The organism is Pseudotabrizicola alkalilacus (genome assembly GCF_003443995.1).
Classification (GTDB): domain Bacteria; phylum Pseudomonadota; class Alphaproteobacteria; order Rhodobacterales; family Rhodobacteraceae; genus Pseudotabrizicola; species Pseudotabrizicola alkalilacus.
Genome location: NZ_QWEY01000001.1, coordinates 450,388 through 466,601, shown reverse-complemented (window position 1 = coordinate 466,601; position 16,214 = coordinate 450,388). Strand labels below are relative to the sequence as shown.

At 65.2% G+C, this 16,214-nt stretch carries 15 protein-coding genes; 14 read left to right on the top strand and 1 reads right to left on the bottom strand.

Annotated elements, in window-relative coordinates; translation table 11 throughout:
• Positions 1–80 precede the first annotated feature (80 nt).
• The 10 genes from D1012_RS02260 (at position 81) to dtd (ending at position 10,966) form a co-directional block, all read left to right on the top strand.
• Positions 81–1,358, top strand: coding sequence for a pseudouridine synthase (locus D1012_RS02260; RefSeq protein WP_118149691.1), 1,278 nt, complete (start codon positions 81–83; stop codon positions 1,356–1,358).
• A 219-nt stretch (positions 1,359–1,577) separates the two neighbouring features.
• Positions 1,578–2,453: a 5-bromo-4-chloroindolyl phosphate hydrolysis family protein gene (locus tag D1012_RS02255; protein ID WP_118149690.1), complete on the top strand. Its 876-nt coding sequence runs from the start codon at positions 1,578–1,580 to the stop codon at positions 2,451–2,453.
• Between the two features lie 42 nt (positions 2,454–2,495).
• On the top strand, positions 2,496–3,668 hold the full coding sequence (locus tag D1012_RS02250) for a toxic anion resistance protein (RefSeq protein WP_118149689.1): 1,173 nt from the start codon (positions 2,496–2,498) through the stop codon (positions 3,666–3,668).
• Between the two features lie 10 nt (positions 3,669–3,678).
• The gene (locus D1012_RS02245; RefSeq protein ID WP_118149688.1) at positions 3,679–4,638 is read left to right on the top strand and encodes a DUF2927 domain-containing protein; all 960 of its coding nucleotides are present in this window, start codon (positions 3,679–3,681) and stop codon (positions 4,636–4,638) included.
• A 31-nt stretch (positions 4,639–4,669) separates the two neighbouring features.
• Entirely contained in the window at positions 4,670–5,782 is a 1,113-nt protein-coding gene (locus D1012_RS02240) for an SPFH domain-containing protein (RefSeq protein WP_118149687.1), read from the top strand.
• A gap of 12 nt (positions 5,783–5,794) precedes the next feature.
• Positions 5,795–6,892 carry a TFIIB-type zinc ribbon-containing protein gene (locus D1012_RS02235; protein ID WP_118149686.1) on the top strand — a complete coding sequence of 366 codons (1,098 nt, stop codon included), beginning with the start codon at positions 5,795–5,797 and terminating at the stop codon, positions 6,890–6,892.
• A 71-nt stretch (positions 6,893–6,963) separates the two neighbouring features.
• Positions 6,964–8,211 (top strand): lytic murein transglycosylase, encoded by a 1,248-nt coding sequence (locus tag D1012_RS02230; protein ID WP_118149685.1) that lies wholly within the window; start codon positions 6,964–6,966, stop codon positions 8,209–8,211.
• A gap of 320 nt (positions 8,212–8,531) precedes the next feature.
• Complete coding sequence (locus tag D1012_RS02225; RefSeq protein WP_118149684.1) at positions 8,532–9,506, top strand: phosphoribosylaminoimidazolesuccinocarboxamide synthase; 975 nt, start codon at positions 8,532–8,534, stop codon at positions 9,504–9,506.
• A 105-nt stretch (positions 9,507–9,611) separates the two neighbouring features.
• Positions 9,612–10,535: a carbohydrate kinase family protein gene (locus tag D1012_RS02220; RefSeq protein ID WP_118149683.1), complete on the top strand. Its 924-nt coding sequence runs from the start codon at positions 9,612–9,614 to the stop codon at positions 10,533–10,535.
• Positions 10,532–10,966 carry a D-aminoacyl-tRNA deacylase gene (dtd, locus tag D1012_RS02215; protein ID WP_118149682.1) on the top strand — a complete coding sequence of 145 codons (435 nt, stop codon included), beginning with the start codon at positions 10,532–10,534 and terminating at the stop codon, positions 10,964–10,966. Before D1012_RS02220 ends, dtd begins: the two co-directional genes overlap by 4 nt.
• Positions 10,967–10,996: 30 nt before the next feature.
• On the opposite strand, the gene D1012_RS02210 is transcribed toward dtd, so the two are convergent.
• Positions 10,997–11,446 carry an NUDIX domain-containing protein gene (locus D1012_RS02210; RefSeq protein ID WP_118150031.1) on the bottom strand — a complete coding sequence of 150 codons (450 nt, stop codon included), beginning with the start codon at positions 11,444–11,446 and terminating at the stop codon, positions 10,997–10,999.
• 77 nt (positions 11,447–11,523) lie between these two features.
• On the opposite strand from D1012_RS02210, the gene D1012_RS02205 reads away from it, so the two are divergent.
• The 4 genes from D1012_RS02205 (at position 11,524) to D1012_RS02190 (ending at position 16,210) form a co-directional block, all read left to right on the top strand.
• Positions 11,524–12,255 carry an esterase/lipase family protein gene (locus tag D1012_RS02205; protein WP_118149681.1) on the top strand — a complete coding sequence of 244 codons (732 nt, stop codon included), beginning with the start codon at positions 11,524–11,526 and terminating at the stop codon, positions 12,253–12,255.
• A 68-nt stretch (positions 12,256–12,323) separates the two neighbouring features.
• A complete protein-coding gene (gene aspS, locus D1012_RS02200; protein WP_118149680.1) occupies positions 12,324–14,303 on the top strand; it encodes an aspartate--tRNA ligase in 1,980 nt (659 codons plus the stop codon).
• The gene (locus D1012_RS02195; RefSeq protein WP_118149679.1) at positions 14,303–14,782 is read left to right on the top strand and encodes a DUF1993 family protein; all 480 of its coding nucleotides are present in this window, start codon (positions 14,303–14,305) and stop codon (positions 14,780–14,782) included. Before aspS ends, D1012_RS02195 begins: the two co-directional genes overlap by 1 nt.
• Before the next feature lie 66 nt (positions 14,783–14,848).
• Positions 14,849–16,210: a DUF1800 domain-containing protein gene (locus D1012_RS02190; protein ID WP_118149678.1), complete on the top strand. Its 1,362-nt coding sequence runs from the start codon at positions 14,849–14,851 to the stop codon at positions 16,208–16,210.
• The last annotated feature ends 4 nt before the right edge of the window (positions 16,211–16,214 follow it).

Here is a 16,214-nt window from a genome sequence, read left to right as displayed (position 1 = left end):
GCCATTGGTCCGAAAGACCAATCGGCCTGGGCGCGCAGACAGCCCCCAAGGCTGGGCACCCGGTGCCAAGGATGACAGTCATGACCGCAAATGAAAAGCCACCCCGCCCGAAAGCCACCCCGAAAGCTGCGCCCAAATCCGCATCGCCCGAAGGCGAGCGCATTGCCAAGGTGCTGTCCCGCGCCGGCATTTCCTCGCGGCGCGAGGCCGAACGGCTGATCGAGGCGGGCGAGGTTACGGTCAATGGCAAGCTCGTCACCTCCCCCGCGCTGAACGTCACCGCTGCGGACAAGATCACCGTTTCCGGCCAGCCGGTCGGCGCGCCCGAACCGGCGCGGCTGTGGCTGTATTACAAGCCCGAGGGGCTTGTCACCTCTGCCTCGGATGAAAAGGGCCGCGACACGGTGTTCGACCACCTGCCCGAAGACATGCCGCGCGTCATGTCGATCGGTCGGCTCGACCTCAATTCCGAAGGCCTGCTGCTCCTGACCAATGACGGCGCGCTGAAACGGCAGCTGGAACTGCCCTCGACCGGCTGGCTGCGCAAGTACCGGGTGCGGGTCAAGGGCAACCCGACCGAACCCGAGATCGAACCGCTGCGCAAGGGCATCACCATAGATGGCGAACGGTTTCAGCCGATGGAGGTCAAGATCGACCGCCATCAGGGGGCCAATGCCTGGCTGACCATCGGCCTGCGCGAAGGCAAGAACCGCGAGATCCGCCGCGCCATGTTCGCCATCGGCATGACTGTGAACCGGCTGATCCGCGTCAGCTACGGCCCGTTCCGCCTGAACGAGATGGAGCCGGGCGATGTCGAGGAGATCAAGGCGCGGGTGATGCGCGACCAGTTGGGCGCGTTGATCTCGGGCCAGATCGAAGACGCCTCCGAGGTGCCGACCAAACCGAAATCGCGGGTCCGCACCACCAGCCGCACCGCAGGCGATGACGACCGCCCGGCGCGCAGCACCGGCCCCCGGCCCATGCGGACAACGCCAGGTGACAGGCCGGTGCGCGGCACCGCCCCGCGCGACGACGCAGCAAAACCTGCCCGTGCCACCACGGGCAAGCCCGACCGCAACACGGCCAAGGCTCCGGGTGCGATGACCAGCACGCGGGGCCGCAAGGCCTTGGGGCAACTGGCTGACAGCTGGGCCACCGCAACCAAACCTGCGACAAAACCTGCGACCAAAGCTGCCGCCAAACCCACCCGCCGCCCCACCTCGTTGCAGATCGAGGGCGACACCGCCGCGCCGAAACCGCGCGGTCGCACCACCACAGCGGCCAAGCCCAGCACCCGCAACGCAGGCCCTGCAGCACCGCGCGGTGGCAGCCCGAAACCACCGCCGCGCCGGAAGTAGACCCCGGTGACTGTCGCGGGGGGAACGCATTGCATGAGTTCCCCCCTGCGTCACCTCTGGCAAGGCAGTCTTGCTTACCCTATACTAAAGAAGCAGGCCCGCCCGTCGCCGCGCCGCTGCCAGAATGAGGCTGAAATGACCGGAAACGGGATGCAAACTCTGTCCTTTGTCCTGCTCATCGGGCTTGTTGCTTATGTGGCCTTTGGCGGGGGGCTGTAGATGGCGCAGCGTTTTGGTGGCAAGTTCAGCCCCGGCACCCCCGACCCAAAGGGGGATTTGCCCCCTGCGCATCCGTTTGACGGCAAGCAACCGCTCAAAGGCGCGGGTCGTGCCCGGTTTATGGGCATTGCGGCGCTGGTCTTTTTGCCCGCCGCCTTTACCGGCAGCCCGCGACAGCTGATGTTCGGCCTTGGCGCGACAGCGCTGCTGCTGGCCGCCGCCTTTCTGACCCGTGAGGGGCTGAAGGCCCATGCCGCCTATGACCAGCGCAAGGTTGCCCGCCGCCCCGCCTTTCCGCGCAAGATCTTTGGCTCGGTGCTGACCGGGGCCGCCTTGGTCGTGGGCGGGCTGATGAACCATGACGGGCTGCTGTATCCGCTGCTGTTCGGCGTGGCCGGGGCAGCGCTGCATTTCAACACCTTCGGCGCCGATCCGCTGCGCGACAAGGGGGCCGAAGGGATTGATACCTTTCAGACCGACCGTGTTGCCCGCGCCGTGGATGAGGCGGAAAAGCATCTGACCGCGATGCGCGATGCCATCCTGCGCGCGAATGACCGCCAGCTGGAGGGCCGGGTGGACCGGTTCACCGCCGCCGCCCGCCAGCTGTTCCGCACGGTCGAGGAAGATCCGCGCGATCTGACCGCCGCCCGCAAGTACCTGTCGGTCTATTTGATGGGCGCGCGTGATGCGACGGTCAAGTTTGCCGATCTGTACGCCCGGTCGCGCGATGCGCAGGCGCGCGGCGATTATCTGGCGCTGCTGGATGATCTGGAAACCACCTTTGCCGACCGCTCGCGCCGCCTGCTGAGCGACAACCGCAGCGATCTGGATGTCGAAATCTCGGTCCTGCGCGACCGGCTGAAAGCCGAAGCCTGATCCATTCCCCGAATAGTGCCCGAAAACAGTGAGAATGACGCCATGACCGAAACCACCCGCGAACAGGCCGCCCGCGCCCTGACCCAGATCGAGGAAGTCACCGCCGTCATCCTGCCCGAACCGGGCGGTGAGATCGTGCCGCTGGCGGCGGCCACCGGCGACAAGGCCGGAGAAATCCGCAGCCGCATGGCAGAGCTGGATATGGCCAACACCCAGTCGATCATCTCGTTCGGCTCCAGGGCGCAAGCCGAGTTGCAGGTCATTTCTCAGGAAATGCTGGCCGATGTGAAGAACAAGGACGCAGGCCCGGCGGGCGACAGCCTGCGCAAGATCGTCACCACCATCCGCGGCTTTGGTGCCGAAGAGCTGGACCTGCGCCGCGACCGCAGCTGGTGGGAAAAGCTGACGGGGCGCGCCGCGCCCTTTGCCAATTTCGTCGCCCGTTATGAAACGGTGCAAAGCCAGATCGACAAGGTCACCGAAGAGCTGCTGCATCATGAGCATACACTGCTCAAGGATATCCGCGCGCTGGATATGCTCTATGCGAAAACGCTGAACTTCTATGATGAACTGGCGCTCTATATCGCGGCGGGCGAGGCAAAGCTGGCCGATCTGGATGCCACCACCATACCCGCCGCAGAGGCTGTAGTGGCGGCAGCGTCCGAAAATGATCAGGTCAAAAAGGCACAGGAGCTGCGCGACCTGCGCGCCGCACGCGACGATCTGGAACGCCGGGTGCATGATCTGAAACTGACGCGGCAAGTCACCATGCAATCGCTGCCCTCGATCCGGCTGGTGCAGGAAAATGACAAATCGCTGGTCACCAAGATCAACTCGACGCTGGTGAACACCGTGCCGCTGTGGGAAACCCAGCTGGCGCAGGCCGTCACCATCCAGCGGTCGCGCGAGGCCGCCGAAGCGGTGCGCGGGGCCAATGACCTGACCAACGAGTTGCTCACCAAAAACGCCGACAATCTGCGCGAAACCAACCGTGTGGTGCGTGAAGAAATGGAGCGCGGCGTGTTCGACATCGCGTCGGTCAAACAGGCCAATGACCAGCTGATCGCCACCATCAACGACAGCCTGCAGATCGCGGATGAGGGCAAGGCCCGCCGCGCCACCGCCGAAGCCGAGCTGCAGAAGATGGAGGCGGAATTGCGCGACACCCTCGCCTCTGCCACCGCGCGCCGCCCCGTCCAGCAGCCTCAAGGATAAACCCGTTCCGATGCGCGTTTCCGCCGCCTTTCGTTTGTCTGTGTCCGCCCTGTGCGGTCTGGCGCTTGTGGGCTGCGTGGCCAGCCCGCAGGCCCCGCGCACATCGCCCAATGCCCCCAACCGCCCCACCCCGGCGGCGGTGGCGGTGCCGCAAACGCCGCCCTCTGCCGCGAGTCAGGCGGTACGCCAGCATTTCGCGCGGGTGCAGGCCGATCTGTTGTCGAACGGGCTGCTGCGCACTGATGGCGGCGGGCGCGACACCCCGTTTACCGACCGGATGCTGGCGGAAAACTTCATCCGCGTTGCTTTGTATGATGAATACGTCCGGGGCCCCGGCGGCCCGATCCAGCGCGAAACCCCCAGCCGCCTGCGCCGGTGGGAGGTGCCTGTCCGCGTCGGTCTGCACTTCGGCCCCTCGGTCAGCCCGTCCAGCCGCGCCACTGATACCGCACGGATCCGGTCCTATCTGGCCCGCCTCAGCCGTCTGACCGGCCATCCCATCGCCCTGAACGACCAGTCCCCGAACTTTTTCATCTACATCGTGAACGAGGATGAGCGCCGCGCGCTTGGCCCCAGCGTGGCCGCCGCCCTGCCGGGCCTGTCGTCGGGCGAGGTGGGGGGCATCACCAACATGCCGCTGTCGACCTATTGTCTGGTCTACGCCATGTCCGAGGGCAGTTCGGGCCGCTACAGCCGCGCCTTTGCGGTGATCCGCGCCGAACACCCCGACCTGTTGCGCCTGTCCTGCATGCACGAGGAAATCGCCCAGGCCATGGGTCTTGCCAATGACAGCCCGCGCGCGCGCCCGTCGATCTTTAACGACGACGAGGAGTTCGCCCTGCTGACCGGGCAGGACGAGCTGATGCTGCGCATGCTCTACAACCCCGCCCTGCGCACCGGCATGGCCGAGGCTGAGGCGCGGCCGATCATCGAATCCCTTGCACGTGCCCTTGTGGGCGGCGAAAGTTAAGCGGCCCTGACGGGCAAAAGGAGTGTTGGCAATGGTTTTTGATTTCCTCAAGGGTGAGTTCATCGACGTCATCTCCTGGCTGGATGACACCCGCGACACGATGGTGTGGCGGTTTGAGCGCCGGGGGCAGGCGATCAAATACGGCGCAAAGCTGACCGTGCGCGAGGGCCAGGCGGCGGTGTTCGTGCATGAGGGCCAGCTGGCCGATGTGTTCGGGCCCGGCCTTTACATGCTTGAAACCAACAACATGCCGATCATGACCACCCTGCAGCACTGGGACCACGGCTTTGACAGCCCGTTCAAATCCGAGGTGTATTTCATCAACACCACCCGGTTCAACGATCAGAAATGGGGCACCAAGAACCCGATCATGACGCGCGACCCGGAGTTCGGCCCGGTCCGCATCCGTGCTTTTGGCACCTATTCGATGCGCGTCAGTGATCCCGCCCTGTTCCTGCGCGAGATCGTCGGAACCGATGGCGAATTCACCGCTGATGAAGTGTCGATGCAGATCCGCAACATCATCGTGCAGGAGTTCAGCCAGACCATCGCCAAGTCCGGCATCCCGGTGCTGGACATGGCCGCCAACACCCGCGATCTGGGGCAGATCGTCACCACCGCGATCAACCCGACGGTGGCCGAATACGGCCTGACCCTGCCGGAATTCTACATCGAAAACATCAGCCTGCCGGAAGACGTCGAAAAGGTGCTCGACAAGCGCACCTCTATCGGCATCGCGGGCGATCTGAACAAATACATGCAGTTCAACGCGGCCGAAGGCATCGCCAACCCCGCCTCAGGCGCAGGCGCGATGATGGGGGCCGGGATGGCCGCTGGCATGGGGGCCGCCATGGCGCAAGCCGCCGGGCCGTGGGGCGCACCACCAGCTGCCCCCGCCGCACCCGCCACCGCTGCGCCGCCCCCCCCACCGCCGCCGCCCGCCACAACCGTCTGGCACCTGGCCGAAAACGGCGCGACCAAGGGCCCGTTTGACGCGCAAACCCTTGCCACCATGGCCGCCTCGGGTGAGTTGTCGCGCGCGACAATGGTGTGGACTGCCGGACAGGACGGCTGGAAAATGGCCGCCGACACTGCGCTCAAACGCCTGCTCGACTCCGTCCCGCCCCCGCCACCTGCGCCGTAACCGGGACCAATCATGGCAGAACAGGAACACCGCTGGCCCTGCGAAAGCTGTGGCGCAGACCTGCGCTACTCGCCCGGCGACCTGTCGCTGAAATGCGACCATTGCGGCCATGTGCAGGCCCTGCCCGACGCGCTCCCCGCGCGCCAGTCGGCGCTGGAAGAGCTTGACCTGAACCGCGCGCTGCAAGACGACCTGCCGCCCGCCGACATGGAAGACGTGCGCATCACGCCCTGCCCGTCCTGCGGCTCGCAGGTGGAGTTCAAGGGGGCCGAGCACGCCACCGAATGCCCGTTCTGCGCCACCCCGGTCGCCATCGGCACCGGCACCCAACGCCTTATCAAGCCACAGGCCGTGCTGCCCTTTGCCCTGACCGAACGTCAGGGCCGCGAGGCGATGGGCCAATGGCTCGGCAGCCTGTGGTTCGCGCCCAATGGTCTGGTCGAATACGCCCGCAAGGGCCGCACCTTGTCCGGCCTTTATGTGCCGTACTGGACCTATGACGCCGCCACCCGCAGCCGCTATTCCGGGGCGCGGGGGGAGTATTACTATGAGACCCGCACCGTGACCGTGCAGGTCAACGGCAAGAATGAACGGCGGCAGGAACAGGTGCGCAAAACCCGCTGGCATTCCGCTGCGGGCTGGGTGTCGCGCCGGTTCGATGATGTGCTGGTGCTGGCCAGCGGCTCGCTGCCGCGCCGCTACACCGATGCGCTGGCACCCTGGGATCTGGGCGCGCTTGTGCCCTATTCCCCCGATTATCTGGCGGGCTTCACGTCCGAGGGCTATACCGTCAGCCTGACCGATGGCCAGACCATCGCGCGTGAGGTGATGGCGGCGCAGATCGCGCAGGACGTGCGCCACGACATCGGCGGGGACGAGCAGCGCATCGACCGGATCAACACCGACTTCAGCGCCGAGACGTTCAAGCACATCCTGCTGCCGATCTGGATGGCGGCCTATAAATACAACGGCAAAAGCTATCGCTTTGTGGTCAACGGCCAGACCGGCAAAGTGCAGGGTGAACGCCCCTGGTCGGCGTGGAAAATCGCCTTTGCCGTCATCGCCGCCGCAATCGTGATCGGCGGGATTGCGTATCTGAGCCAGATGTAGCGGAGGGCCGCCTTTCGGACCCGGCTGCAATGGTTTAGCATTGGCAAAACACAAAAGCACAGGGGCAGATCATGCAGGCACAACGGCGCGCGTTCACATTCGGATTGGGTGCCCTGTGGCTGTCGGCCTGCGTCGGCGGCGGCGGCACCGGCTCTGTCGTCTCACGCGCGTCCGAACCTGGCATGTCGCCGGTCCCCAATGCCGGGTTTGACGCCTGGGTTGATGGCTTCAAGTCCCGCGCCGCTGGCCGGGGCCTGTCGCAATCCACCATCGACACGGCGTTTCGTTCTGCGGGCTTCCTGCCCGGCGTCATCGAGCGTGACCGCAACCAGACCGAATTCAAACGCACGCTCGAAGATTACCTCGCCATTGCCGCCAGCCCGGACCGCGTGGCCAAGGGCCGCGCCGCTTTGGCCCGCCACCGCAGCACGCTGTCGGCCATCGAATCGCGCTACGGGGTCGAGGCCGAGGTGGTCACCGCCGTCTGGGGTCTGGAAAGCCAGTATGGCGAACGGCGCGGCACCGTGCCGGTGATCTCGGCGCTCGCCACCCTCGCCTATGACGGACGGCGCGGCGCGTTTTTTGAACAACAACTCACCGCCGCCCTGCGCATCCTGCAAAATGGCGACACCACCCCCGCCAACATGACCGGCAGCTGGGCAGGCGCTATGGGGCACACCCAGTTCATCCCGACCAGCTATCTGGAATATGCGGTCGATTTCACCGGCGATGGTCGCCGCGACATCTGGGCCGATGACCCGACCGACGCGCTCGCCTCTGCCGCCGCCTACCTGTCACGCTCCGGCTGGCGCAAGGGCCAGCCCTGGGGGATCGAGATCCGCCTGCCCGCCGGCTTCAACACCGCCGTCACCGGGCGCGGCAAGGGCCGCAGCTCTGACGCATGGTCGGCGCTTGGCGTCACCACCGCCGACGGCGGCCGCCTGCCAAACCACGGCGCAGGCTCGATCATCCTGCCGCAGGGGGCCAATGGGCCGGCCTTCCTGATCTTCAACAATTTCAACGCCATCGCCCGTTACAACAACGCGGTGAACTATGTCATCGGCGTCGGCCACCTGTCCGACCGGCTGCGCGGCGCAGGCCCGATCCGCAGCAGCTTCCCGCCCGATGCCACCGGCATGACCATGGCCGACCGGCAAGAGCTGCAACGCCGCCTCACCGCCGCAGGCTTTGACACCGAAGGCAGCGACGGCGTCATCGGCGGCAAAACCCGCGCCGCGATCGAGGCGTTTCAACGCGCGCGCGGCCTGCCCGTGACGGGGGAACCGACGCTCTCTCTGCTGCAGATGCTGCGCGGCTGAACCGGCGTACGGGGGGCTTTCCGCCCCCCAGCCAATTGGGTTCTCGAACCAATGGCGAACCCAATTGGCAACCCCCGGAGAGTATTTCAAAAGCAGCAATGCCAAGACCGCGTCCTGACATTTGCTGCTTTCAAAATACTCCCGCGCGGAGCGCAGCCCCGAGGAGACGCGCGGCACGCGCGCGACGAGACAAAAACAATGCGGCGCAGCCGCTCCTTCAGATCACCTTTGGCCCCCGGGGCACCACTGGGGCATCACCGGGGCGTTGACTTGCCGCGCTGACCGCGCAATAGCGCTAGTCATCCCGACCGGAGGCTCTGATGCTTGATCTGACCCGCGTTCTGCTGCATGCCCGCATCCCCGAACTGCCCAACCCCTATTTCGGCAAGGTGCGCGATTGCTATGACCTGCCGCCAAGTGCAGATCATCCCGGCGGCAGGCGCATCCTGATCTCGTCGGACCGGATCAGCGCCTTTGACCGCATCCTCGCCGCGATCCCCTTCAAGGGGCAGGTTCTGACCCAGACCGCGCGCTACTGGTTTGACCACACCGCCGACATTTGCCCCAACCATGTGTTGGGCTACCCGGACCCGAATGTGGTGATCGGCCAGCACGTCACCATCCTGCCGGTGGAAATCGTGGTGCGCGGCTATCTGGCCGGCACCACCTCGACCTCGGTGCTGACCCAGTACCGCGCGGGCCATCGCAAGCTCTACGGCCACACCCTGCCCGACGGGATGCGCGACAATCAGCCCCTGCCGCAACCGATCATCACCCCGACATCAAAGGCGTTTGACGGCGGCCATGACGAGCCGCTGACCGCTGATGAGATTCTGGCGCAGGGTCTGCTGACGCCCGCGCAATGGGAGCAGGTTTCTGCCTATGCCCTCGCCCTGTTTGACCGTGGGCAAAAGATGGCGGCAGAGCGCGGGCTGATCCTCGCCGATACCAAGTACGAATTCGGCACCGATGCCAGCGGCCGCATCCTGCTTGCAGATGAAATCCACACCCCCGATTCCAGCCGCTACTGGCTGGCCGATGGGTATGCCATCGCATTCGAGTCTGGCAGCCGCCCGCCCAGTTTTGACAAGGATGTCATCCGCTCCTGGGTCGCCGCGCGCTGCGATCCCTATACCGACCCGATCCCCGAAATCCCTGCCGAGATCATTGCGCAGACCGCACGGGTCTATGTCGGGGCCTATGAGGCGATCACCGGCCAGAGTTTCCACGGCGATACCTCTGGCCCCACCCCGCTGGACCGCATCCGTGCTAATCTGTCGCCGTGGTTTGTCTGAGCTTCCTGATCCGCGTCGAGGCTCTGAACGAATGTTTGCGCTAACACTGCCTTCGCCTGTATAGTCCCCGCCCATCAAGACCCCATCACCCCGCCGGAGGCCCCGATGATTCTCAGCTGTGGCGAAGCGCTGATCGACATGCTGCCGCGCACCTCGACCCAAGGGGAGGCGTGCTTTGCCCCCTACGCGGGCGGGGCTGTGTTCAACACCGCCATTGCACTGGGGCGTCTCGGCACGCCTTCGGCGTTCTTTTCCGGTGTCTCGACCGACATGCTGGGTGACATTCTCGCCGACACGCTGACCGCCTCGCAGGTCGATACGCAGTATCTTGCGCGCTCTGACCGGCCCACCACGGTTGCCTTTGTCAAACTGGTGAACGGTCAGGCCACCTATGCCTTTTATGACGAGGCCACCGCCGGGCGCATGCTGTCTCCGGGTCAGCTTCCGACCCTGCCCGACACGGTCAGCACCCTGTTCTTCGGCGGCATCTCTCTGGTCAACGACCCCGCCGCCAGCACCTATGAGGCGCTGCAGGCGCGCGAAGCCGCCGCCCGCGTCACCATGATCGACCCCAACATCCGCCCCGGCTTCATCGCTGGAAAGGAAGCCGAATATCGCGCCCGCATCGAGCGGATGATCGCCCGCGCCGACATCGTCAAACTGTCGGACGAAGACCTGCACTGGCTGATGGGCGCGGGTGATCTCAGCACCCTTGCGCGCCAGATCATCGCCACCGGCCCGAAACTGGTGTTCATCACCGAAGGCGCCGCCGGGGCGCGTGCCCTGACGGCTACGCAAAACCGGTTCTTTGCCGCCACCCCGGTCACCGTCGCCGATACCGTGGGTGCAGGCGATACCTTCAACGCGGGCGCGCTTTCGGCTCTGCACGCTGCGGGCGCCCTGACCAAGGCCGCGCTGACCAGCCTGCCCGATGCCACGCTCGACGCCGCCCTGTCGCTCGGCACCCGCGCCGCCGCCATCACCGTCAGCCGCCCCGGTGCCAACCCGCCCTGGGCCAACGAGCTGTGAGGGCGGTCGTTCAGCGCGTCACCCAAGCCTCGGTCAGCGTGGACGGCACCCTCACCGGCGAGATCGGCCCCGGCCTTTTGATCCTGCTCTGCGCGATGGAGGGTGACACCGAAGCGCAGGCCGATGCCATGGCCGCCAAGATCGCCAAGCTGCGCATCTTCAAGGATGATCAGGGCAAGATGAACCGCTCGGTCACAGACATTGCCGGATCAGCGCTGATCGTGTCGCAATTCACCCTCGCCGCTGATCTGCGCGGCAACCGCCCGGGCTTTTCCACAGCGGCAAAGCCAGAGACCGGCAAACGCCTATACGAATACTTCACCACCCGGGTCACAGCGCTTGGCATCCCCACCGCCAATGGCATCTTCGGGGCCGATATGGCCGTCAGCCTGATCAATGATGGCCCGGTCACGATCTGGATGGACCTCTGACCGCGCTGCACAGACCGGACCGGCGCAGCGTCACCGCACAATCAGCTCCAGCGGATCATACAGGCTCTCCCCCGCTCCCCAGGCCGCCGAAGGCAGCGTGTCGGGCTTGAACCTGATGCCGCGCAGCGCGTCGCGGCTGAAAAACCGCCGCTCGGTCACCACGCCTTCGGGGTCGCGCCAGCCGTCATTGATCTGCCCGGCCACGATCTGGCAGCGGAAATACAGATCCACCTGATGAAACCCGCGCTTTGGGTCATGGAATTCATTCACCAGACAGGGCGCGCCGACGGCCACCGTCAGCCCGGTCTCCTCCCAGATCTCGCGCTTCAGATTGTCATGCAGCGATTGCCCCACCACCGCACCACCGCCCGGCGCGCACCACAGATCCGACACCCCGCCGCGATAGGCGTTGACCAGCAGCAGCCGGTCATCAGCCAGAATGAGCGCGCGGGTGGCAAGACGGGGGGTTCGATGTGACATGCCCGCAGCCTGTGACGTTGCGCGCCGTTTGTCCACTCCCCCTTGGCAACACCGCGCGTCGCGGCCATCTTGCGCCCATGATCCGTGCCCTTGGCCTTGCCCTCCTTTTCGCCACCCCCGCGCAGGCCGATTGCGTGGTGCTGCTGCACGGGCTGGCACGCAGCGAAGCGTCACTGATTCCGATGGCACAGGCGCTGGAGGGCGCGGGTTTTCGCACCGTCAACCAGTCCTACCCCTCGACCTCTGCGCCGATCCGCGATCTGGCCGCTTTTGTCGATGACGGCATCGCCGCCTGCGCACTTGCGCCCGATGAGCAGATCCATTTTGTCACCCATTCGATGGGCGGCATCCTTGTGCGCTATCTGCTGGCCGATCACCGCCCCGAGGCGCTTGGCCGCGTGGTGATGCTGGCCCCGCCCAATCAGGGCTCGGAACTGGTCGATGCACTCGGCACCATCCCGGTGTTTGACTGGATCAACGGCCCCGCCGGCCAGCAGCTCGGCACAGGGGCCGGTTCGGTCCCGCGCACCCTGCCCGCGCCCGATTATCCGCTGGGCATCATCGCCGGCAACCAGTCGCTCAACCCGGTGTATTCCAGCCTGATCCCCGGCCCAGATGATGGCAAGGTCAGCGTGGCATCGACCATGATCGACGGCATGACCGCCCACCTGACCCTGCCTGCCACCCACACATTCCTGATGATGAACCCGCTCGTGCTGCGCCAGACCATCCTGTTCCTGCGCACCGGAGCCTTTGACCCGACCCTCAGCTATGCGCAGGCGGTTGAGGCCCTGTTCGAGCAGGACTAGCTTGACTTCGCCGGGCGATAGGGGTGTATCGGCGCGAAGACGCCCGAACCCTTGAAAGGGGACTACCGATGCACGCCTATCGCAGCCATACCTGCGCCGCCCTGAACACCGCTCATGTCGGCGACACCATCCGCCTGTCAGGCTGGGTGCACCGGGTGCGCGATCATGGCGGCGTCTTGTTCATCGACCTGCGCGACCATTACGGGATCACCCAGATCATCGCCGACAGCGACTCCCCGGCCTTTGCCGACATCGAAAAAGTCCGCGCCGAATGGGTCATTCAGGTCGAGGGCCGGGTCAAGGCCCGCGATGCCGCGCTGATCAACCCCAAGCTGCCGACCGGGGAAATCGAGGTCTACGCCACCGGCATCACCGTGCTGGGCGAAGCGGCAGAGCTGCCGATGCCGGTGTTTGGCGAAACCGAATACCCCGAGGAAACCCGCCTCACCTACCGCTTCCTCGACCTGCGCCGCGATGGCATGCACCGCAACATGATGCTGCGCTCCAACGTGGTGCGCTCGTTGCGCAACCGCATGTGGGATATGGGGTTCAACGAATTCCAGACGCCGATCATCACCGCGTCCAGCCCCGAGGGTGCGCGTGACTTCCTCGTGCCCTCGCGCCTGCATCCGGGCAAGTTCTACGCCCTGCCGCAAGCCCCGCAGCAGTTCAAACAGCTGATCATGGTGGCGGGCTTTGACCGCTATTTCCAGATCGCGCCCTGCTTCCGCGACGAAGACCCGCGCGCCGACCGCTCGCCCACCGACTTCTACCAGCTCGACATCGAGATGAGCTTTGTCGAACAGGAAGACGTGTTCGCCGTGGTGCAGCCGGTCATTCAGGGCCTGTTCCAGGAATTCGCCCCCGAAAAGCCGGTCGATGCCAACTGGCCGCGCATCGCCTATCGCGATTCGCTGCTGTGGTACGGCTCCGACAAACCCGACCTGCGCAACCCGATCAAGATGCAGGTCGTGTCTGACCATTTCGCAGGCTCCGGCTTCGCCGTCTTTGCCAAACTCTTGGAGCAAGAGGGCACCCAGATCCGCGCCATCCCCGCCCCCAAAGGCGGCAGCCGCAAATTCTGCGACCGGATGAACGCCTTTGCCCAGCAGCAGGGCTTGCCGGGTATGGGGTATATCTTCTGGCGTGAGGTTGGAGCGAAGGTAACATCTGAAGAGGCCAAGCGGCGCTTTGCGGAGTTGGATGCGCTGGAACCGAACCACTACAAGGATGTAGCGTGGCAAATTTGGTTCCAAGACTCACCCAAGATAGGTTATTGGGGAGAAGTGTTTGACGCTTTGGCAGAAGCCGTTCAGGCGGGTGATCTGCAGCGCGAAAGAACACTGCGCTCCATGATCGCATCGGGAGTTGAGCCATCTGGCCCCCTCGCCAAAAACATCGGCCCCGAGCGGACCGAAGCCATCCGCCAACAACTCGGCCTCGGCCTCGGCGATGCCGCCTTCTTCCTCGGCGGCAAGCCCGAAGCGTTCGAATCCGTTGCAGGACGTGCCCGCAACGTGATCGGCGAAGAGCTCGGCCTGACCGAAAAAGACACCTTCCGTTTCGCCTGGATCGTCGATTTCCCGATGTACGAGAAGACTGATGACGGCAAGATCGACTTCAGCCACAACCCGTTCTCGATGCCGCAAGGCGGGATGGACGCGCTCAACGGTGACCCGCTCAACGTTTACGCCTACCAATATGACCTCGCCTGCAACGGCTATGAACTGCTGTCGGGTGGCATCCGCAACCACAAGCCGGAAATCATGTTCAAGGCGTTTGAGCTGGCGGGCTACCCCAACTCCGAGGTCGAAAAGCGCTTTGGCGGCATGGTCAAGGCGTTCAAATACGGCGCGCCGCCCCACGGCGGCTGCGCGGCGGGGATCGACCGCATCGTGATGCTGCTGGCCGACACCACCAACATCCGCGAGGTCATCATGTTCCCGATGAACCAGCGCGCCGAAGACCTGCTGATGAACGCGCCTTCCGACCCGACCAACGACCAGTTGCGCGAGCTTCGCCTGCGCGTGCTGCCCAAGGACGCCTGATGTATCACGCCACCGTCCCCGTTTTTCGCCACTACCTCGGCCAGATGGCCGGGATCGTGGACAAAGCGGGGCGGGAGGCGATGACCGCGCAGATTGCCGACAGCTTGACCGCCAGCCAGCATTTTGCCTCTGCCGCAGGCTATACCCTGCGCATCGCCTGCCCGCTGGCAGGCCGCTCGGTGCCCGACCTGCCCACCGCCCTTGCCCCGCGCATGGCGGTCGCCCGCGCCACCCTCGGCGCGATGAAACCCGCCGAGTTTGATGGGGCCGCAGACCGCATCATCAGTCATCGCGCAGGTTTTACCGACCTCCAGCAACCTGCGCATGATTTCGTGTTCCTCTACGGTCTTCCGAATTTTTTCTTTCATGTGACAATGGGTTACGCCTCTCTCCGTGCGTCGGGCATCACCTTGGGCAAGGGCGATTTCGATGGCTTTCATGGCTATCCCCCCGAGTTCAGCTTTGACGGATCGCTCTGACACTGACTTTCCCCGGTGCAAAGGCCCGCGTTTGCCTTTATCCTGACCGCACCTCAAGGACGCCCGATGACTCAGGACAAGACCACTGCCGCCTTTCGCTTTGGCTATGGGCTGCCCCTCCCCGATCAGGCGCCGGCCGAACCCGCGTCGATGCTGGCTGCCCTGCGCGGCCCCGATGTCATGGCCGCCACCTGGCCCGGCCCGCATCTGGCTGATCTGAACGACACCCTGACGCGGGCCGATACCTTGCTGCAGACCTGGCGCCGCGCCAAAGCCGCCGAGGCAAGGGTGGCCCGGCAAGATTACCGTCAAGCCATCGCCCAGCTTGAAGGCGTCACCCTGCTGGCTGCCAAAACCACAATCGCCCGCGCGCTGGATGCCCCCGACGGCTTTCGCGAACGTCTGGTGCAATTCTGGGCCGACCATTTCACTACCGTTGCCCGCGCCCGCCGTGACAGCCCGCTGCCCGCAACCCTGGTGGAAGAGGCGATCCGCCCCCACCTGACCGACCGCTTTGCCGATATGCTGAAAGCGGTGGTCCAGCACCCGGCAATGCTGCGGTATCTGGATCAGTCGCGCAGCCTTGGCCCCAATTCGCGCATTGGCAAACGTCAGGCCAAGGGGCTCAACGAAAATCTGGCGCGTGAACTGCTGGAACTGCACACGGTCGGCAGTGGCTATACGCAAGAAGATGTCACGCAAATGGCCGAGCTTCTGACCGGCCTGACCGTTGACAAGACCGGCGCCACGTTTGACGCCCGCCGCGCCGAGCCGGGGCCGGAAACCGTGCTGGGCACCACCTATGCGGGCGACGCGCTGGCAACTGTGCTGAAAGCGCTGGATGATCTGGCCGAACACCCTGCCACCGCCGCCCATCTGGCGCGCAAGCTGGCGGTGCATTTCGTCTCTGACCAGCCCAGCCCCGATCTGGTGCAGGCTCTGACCGACGCCTGGCGCAGTTCTGGCGGCGACCTGCTGGCGGTCGCCGAATCGCTGCTGACGCAGCCTGCGGCATGGTCGCGGATGCAGGAAAAGGCACGCCAACCCTTTGATTTCACAGTCGCCGCCTTGCGCACGCTTGGCCTCGACGGGGCGGATGTGATGCGGATGGCGGATGGCGTGTTCCGCCAGATCATCCTGCAGCCGATGGCTGCCATGGGTCAGCCCTGGCAGCGCCCCCCCGGTCCCGATGGCTGGCCCGAGGCGGCAGAGGTCTGGATCACGCCCGAGGCGATGGCCGTGCGCATCACCTGGGCGATGGAGATGCCGCAGCAACTGGTCACCCCGTTGCCTGACCCTGCCACACTGATGACCCGCAGCCTCGGCTCGCATCTGGGCGAGCGTCTGGCCTGGGCGGTGCCCCGGTCGGAAAGCACGCGCGAAGCTGTCGGTCTGGTGCTGGCCAGCCCCGAATTCAACCGAAGGTAGCCGC

Coding starts and splice junctions, on each gene's coding strand:
- D1012_RS02260 (WP_118149691.1), top strand. CDS start 81: ATGACCGCAAATGAAAAGCCACCCCGCCCGAAAGCCACCCCGAAAGCT.
- D1012_RS02255 (WP_118149690.1), top strand. CDS start 1,578: ATGGCGCAGCGTTTTGGTGGCAAGTTCAGCCCCGGCACCCCCGACCCA.
- D1012_RS02250 (WP_118149689.1), top strand. CDS start 2,496: ATGACCGAAACCACCCGCGAACAGGCCGCCCGCGCCCTGACCCAGATC.
- D1012_RS02245 (WP_118149688.1), top strand. CDS start 3,679: ATGCGCGTTTCCGCCGCCTTTCGTTTGTCTGTGTCCGCCCTGTGCGGT.
- D1012_RS02240 (WP_118149687.1), top strand. CDS start 4,670: ATGGTTTTTGATTTCCTCAAGGGTGAGTTCATCGACGTCATCTCCTGG.
- D1012_RS02235 (WP_118149686.1), top strand. CDS start 5,795: ATGGCAGAACAGGAACACCGCTGGCCCTGCGAAAGCTGTGGCGCAGAC.
- D1012_RS02230 (WP_118149685.1), top strand. CDS start 6,964: ATGCAGGCACAACGGCGCGCGTTCACATTCGGATTGGGTGCCCTGTGG.
- D1012_RS02225 (WP_118149684.1), top strand. CDS start 8,532: ATGCTTGATCTGACCCGCGTTCTGCTGCATGCCCGCATCCCCGAACTG.
- D1012_RS02220 (WP_118149683.1), top strand. CDS start 9,612: ATGATTCTCAGCTGTGGCGAAGCGCTGATCGACATGCTGCCGCGCACC.
- D1012_RS02210 (WP_118150031.1), bottom strand. CDS start 11,446: ATGTCACATCGAACCCCCCGTCTTGCCACCCGCGCGCTCATTCTGGCT.
- D1012_RS02205 (WP_118149681.1), top strand. CDS start 11,524: ATGATCCGTGCCCTTGGCCTTGCCCTCCTTTTCGCCACCCCCGCGCAG.
- aspS (WP_118149680.1), top strand. CDS start 12,324: ATGCACGCCTATCGCAGCCATACCTGCGCCGCCCTGAACACCGCTCAT.
- D1012_RS02195 (WP_118149679.1), top strand. CDS start 14,303: ATGTATCACGCCACCGTCCCCGTTTTTCGCCACTACCTCGGCCAGATG.
- D1012_RS02190 (WP_118149678.1), top strand. CDS start 14,849: ATGACTCAGGACAAGACCACTGCCGCCTTTCGCTTTGGCTATGGGCTG.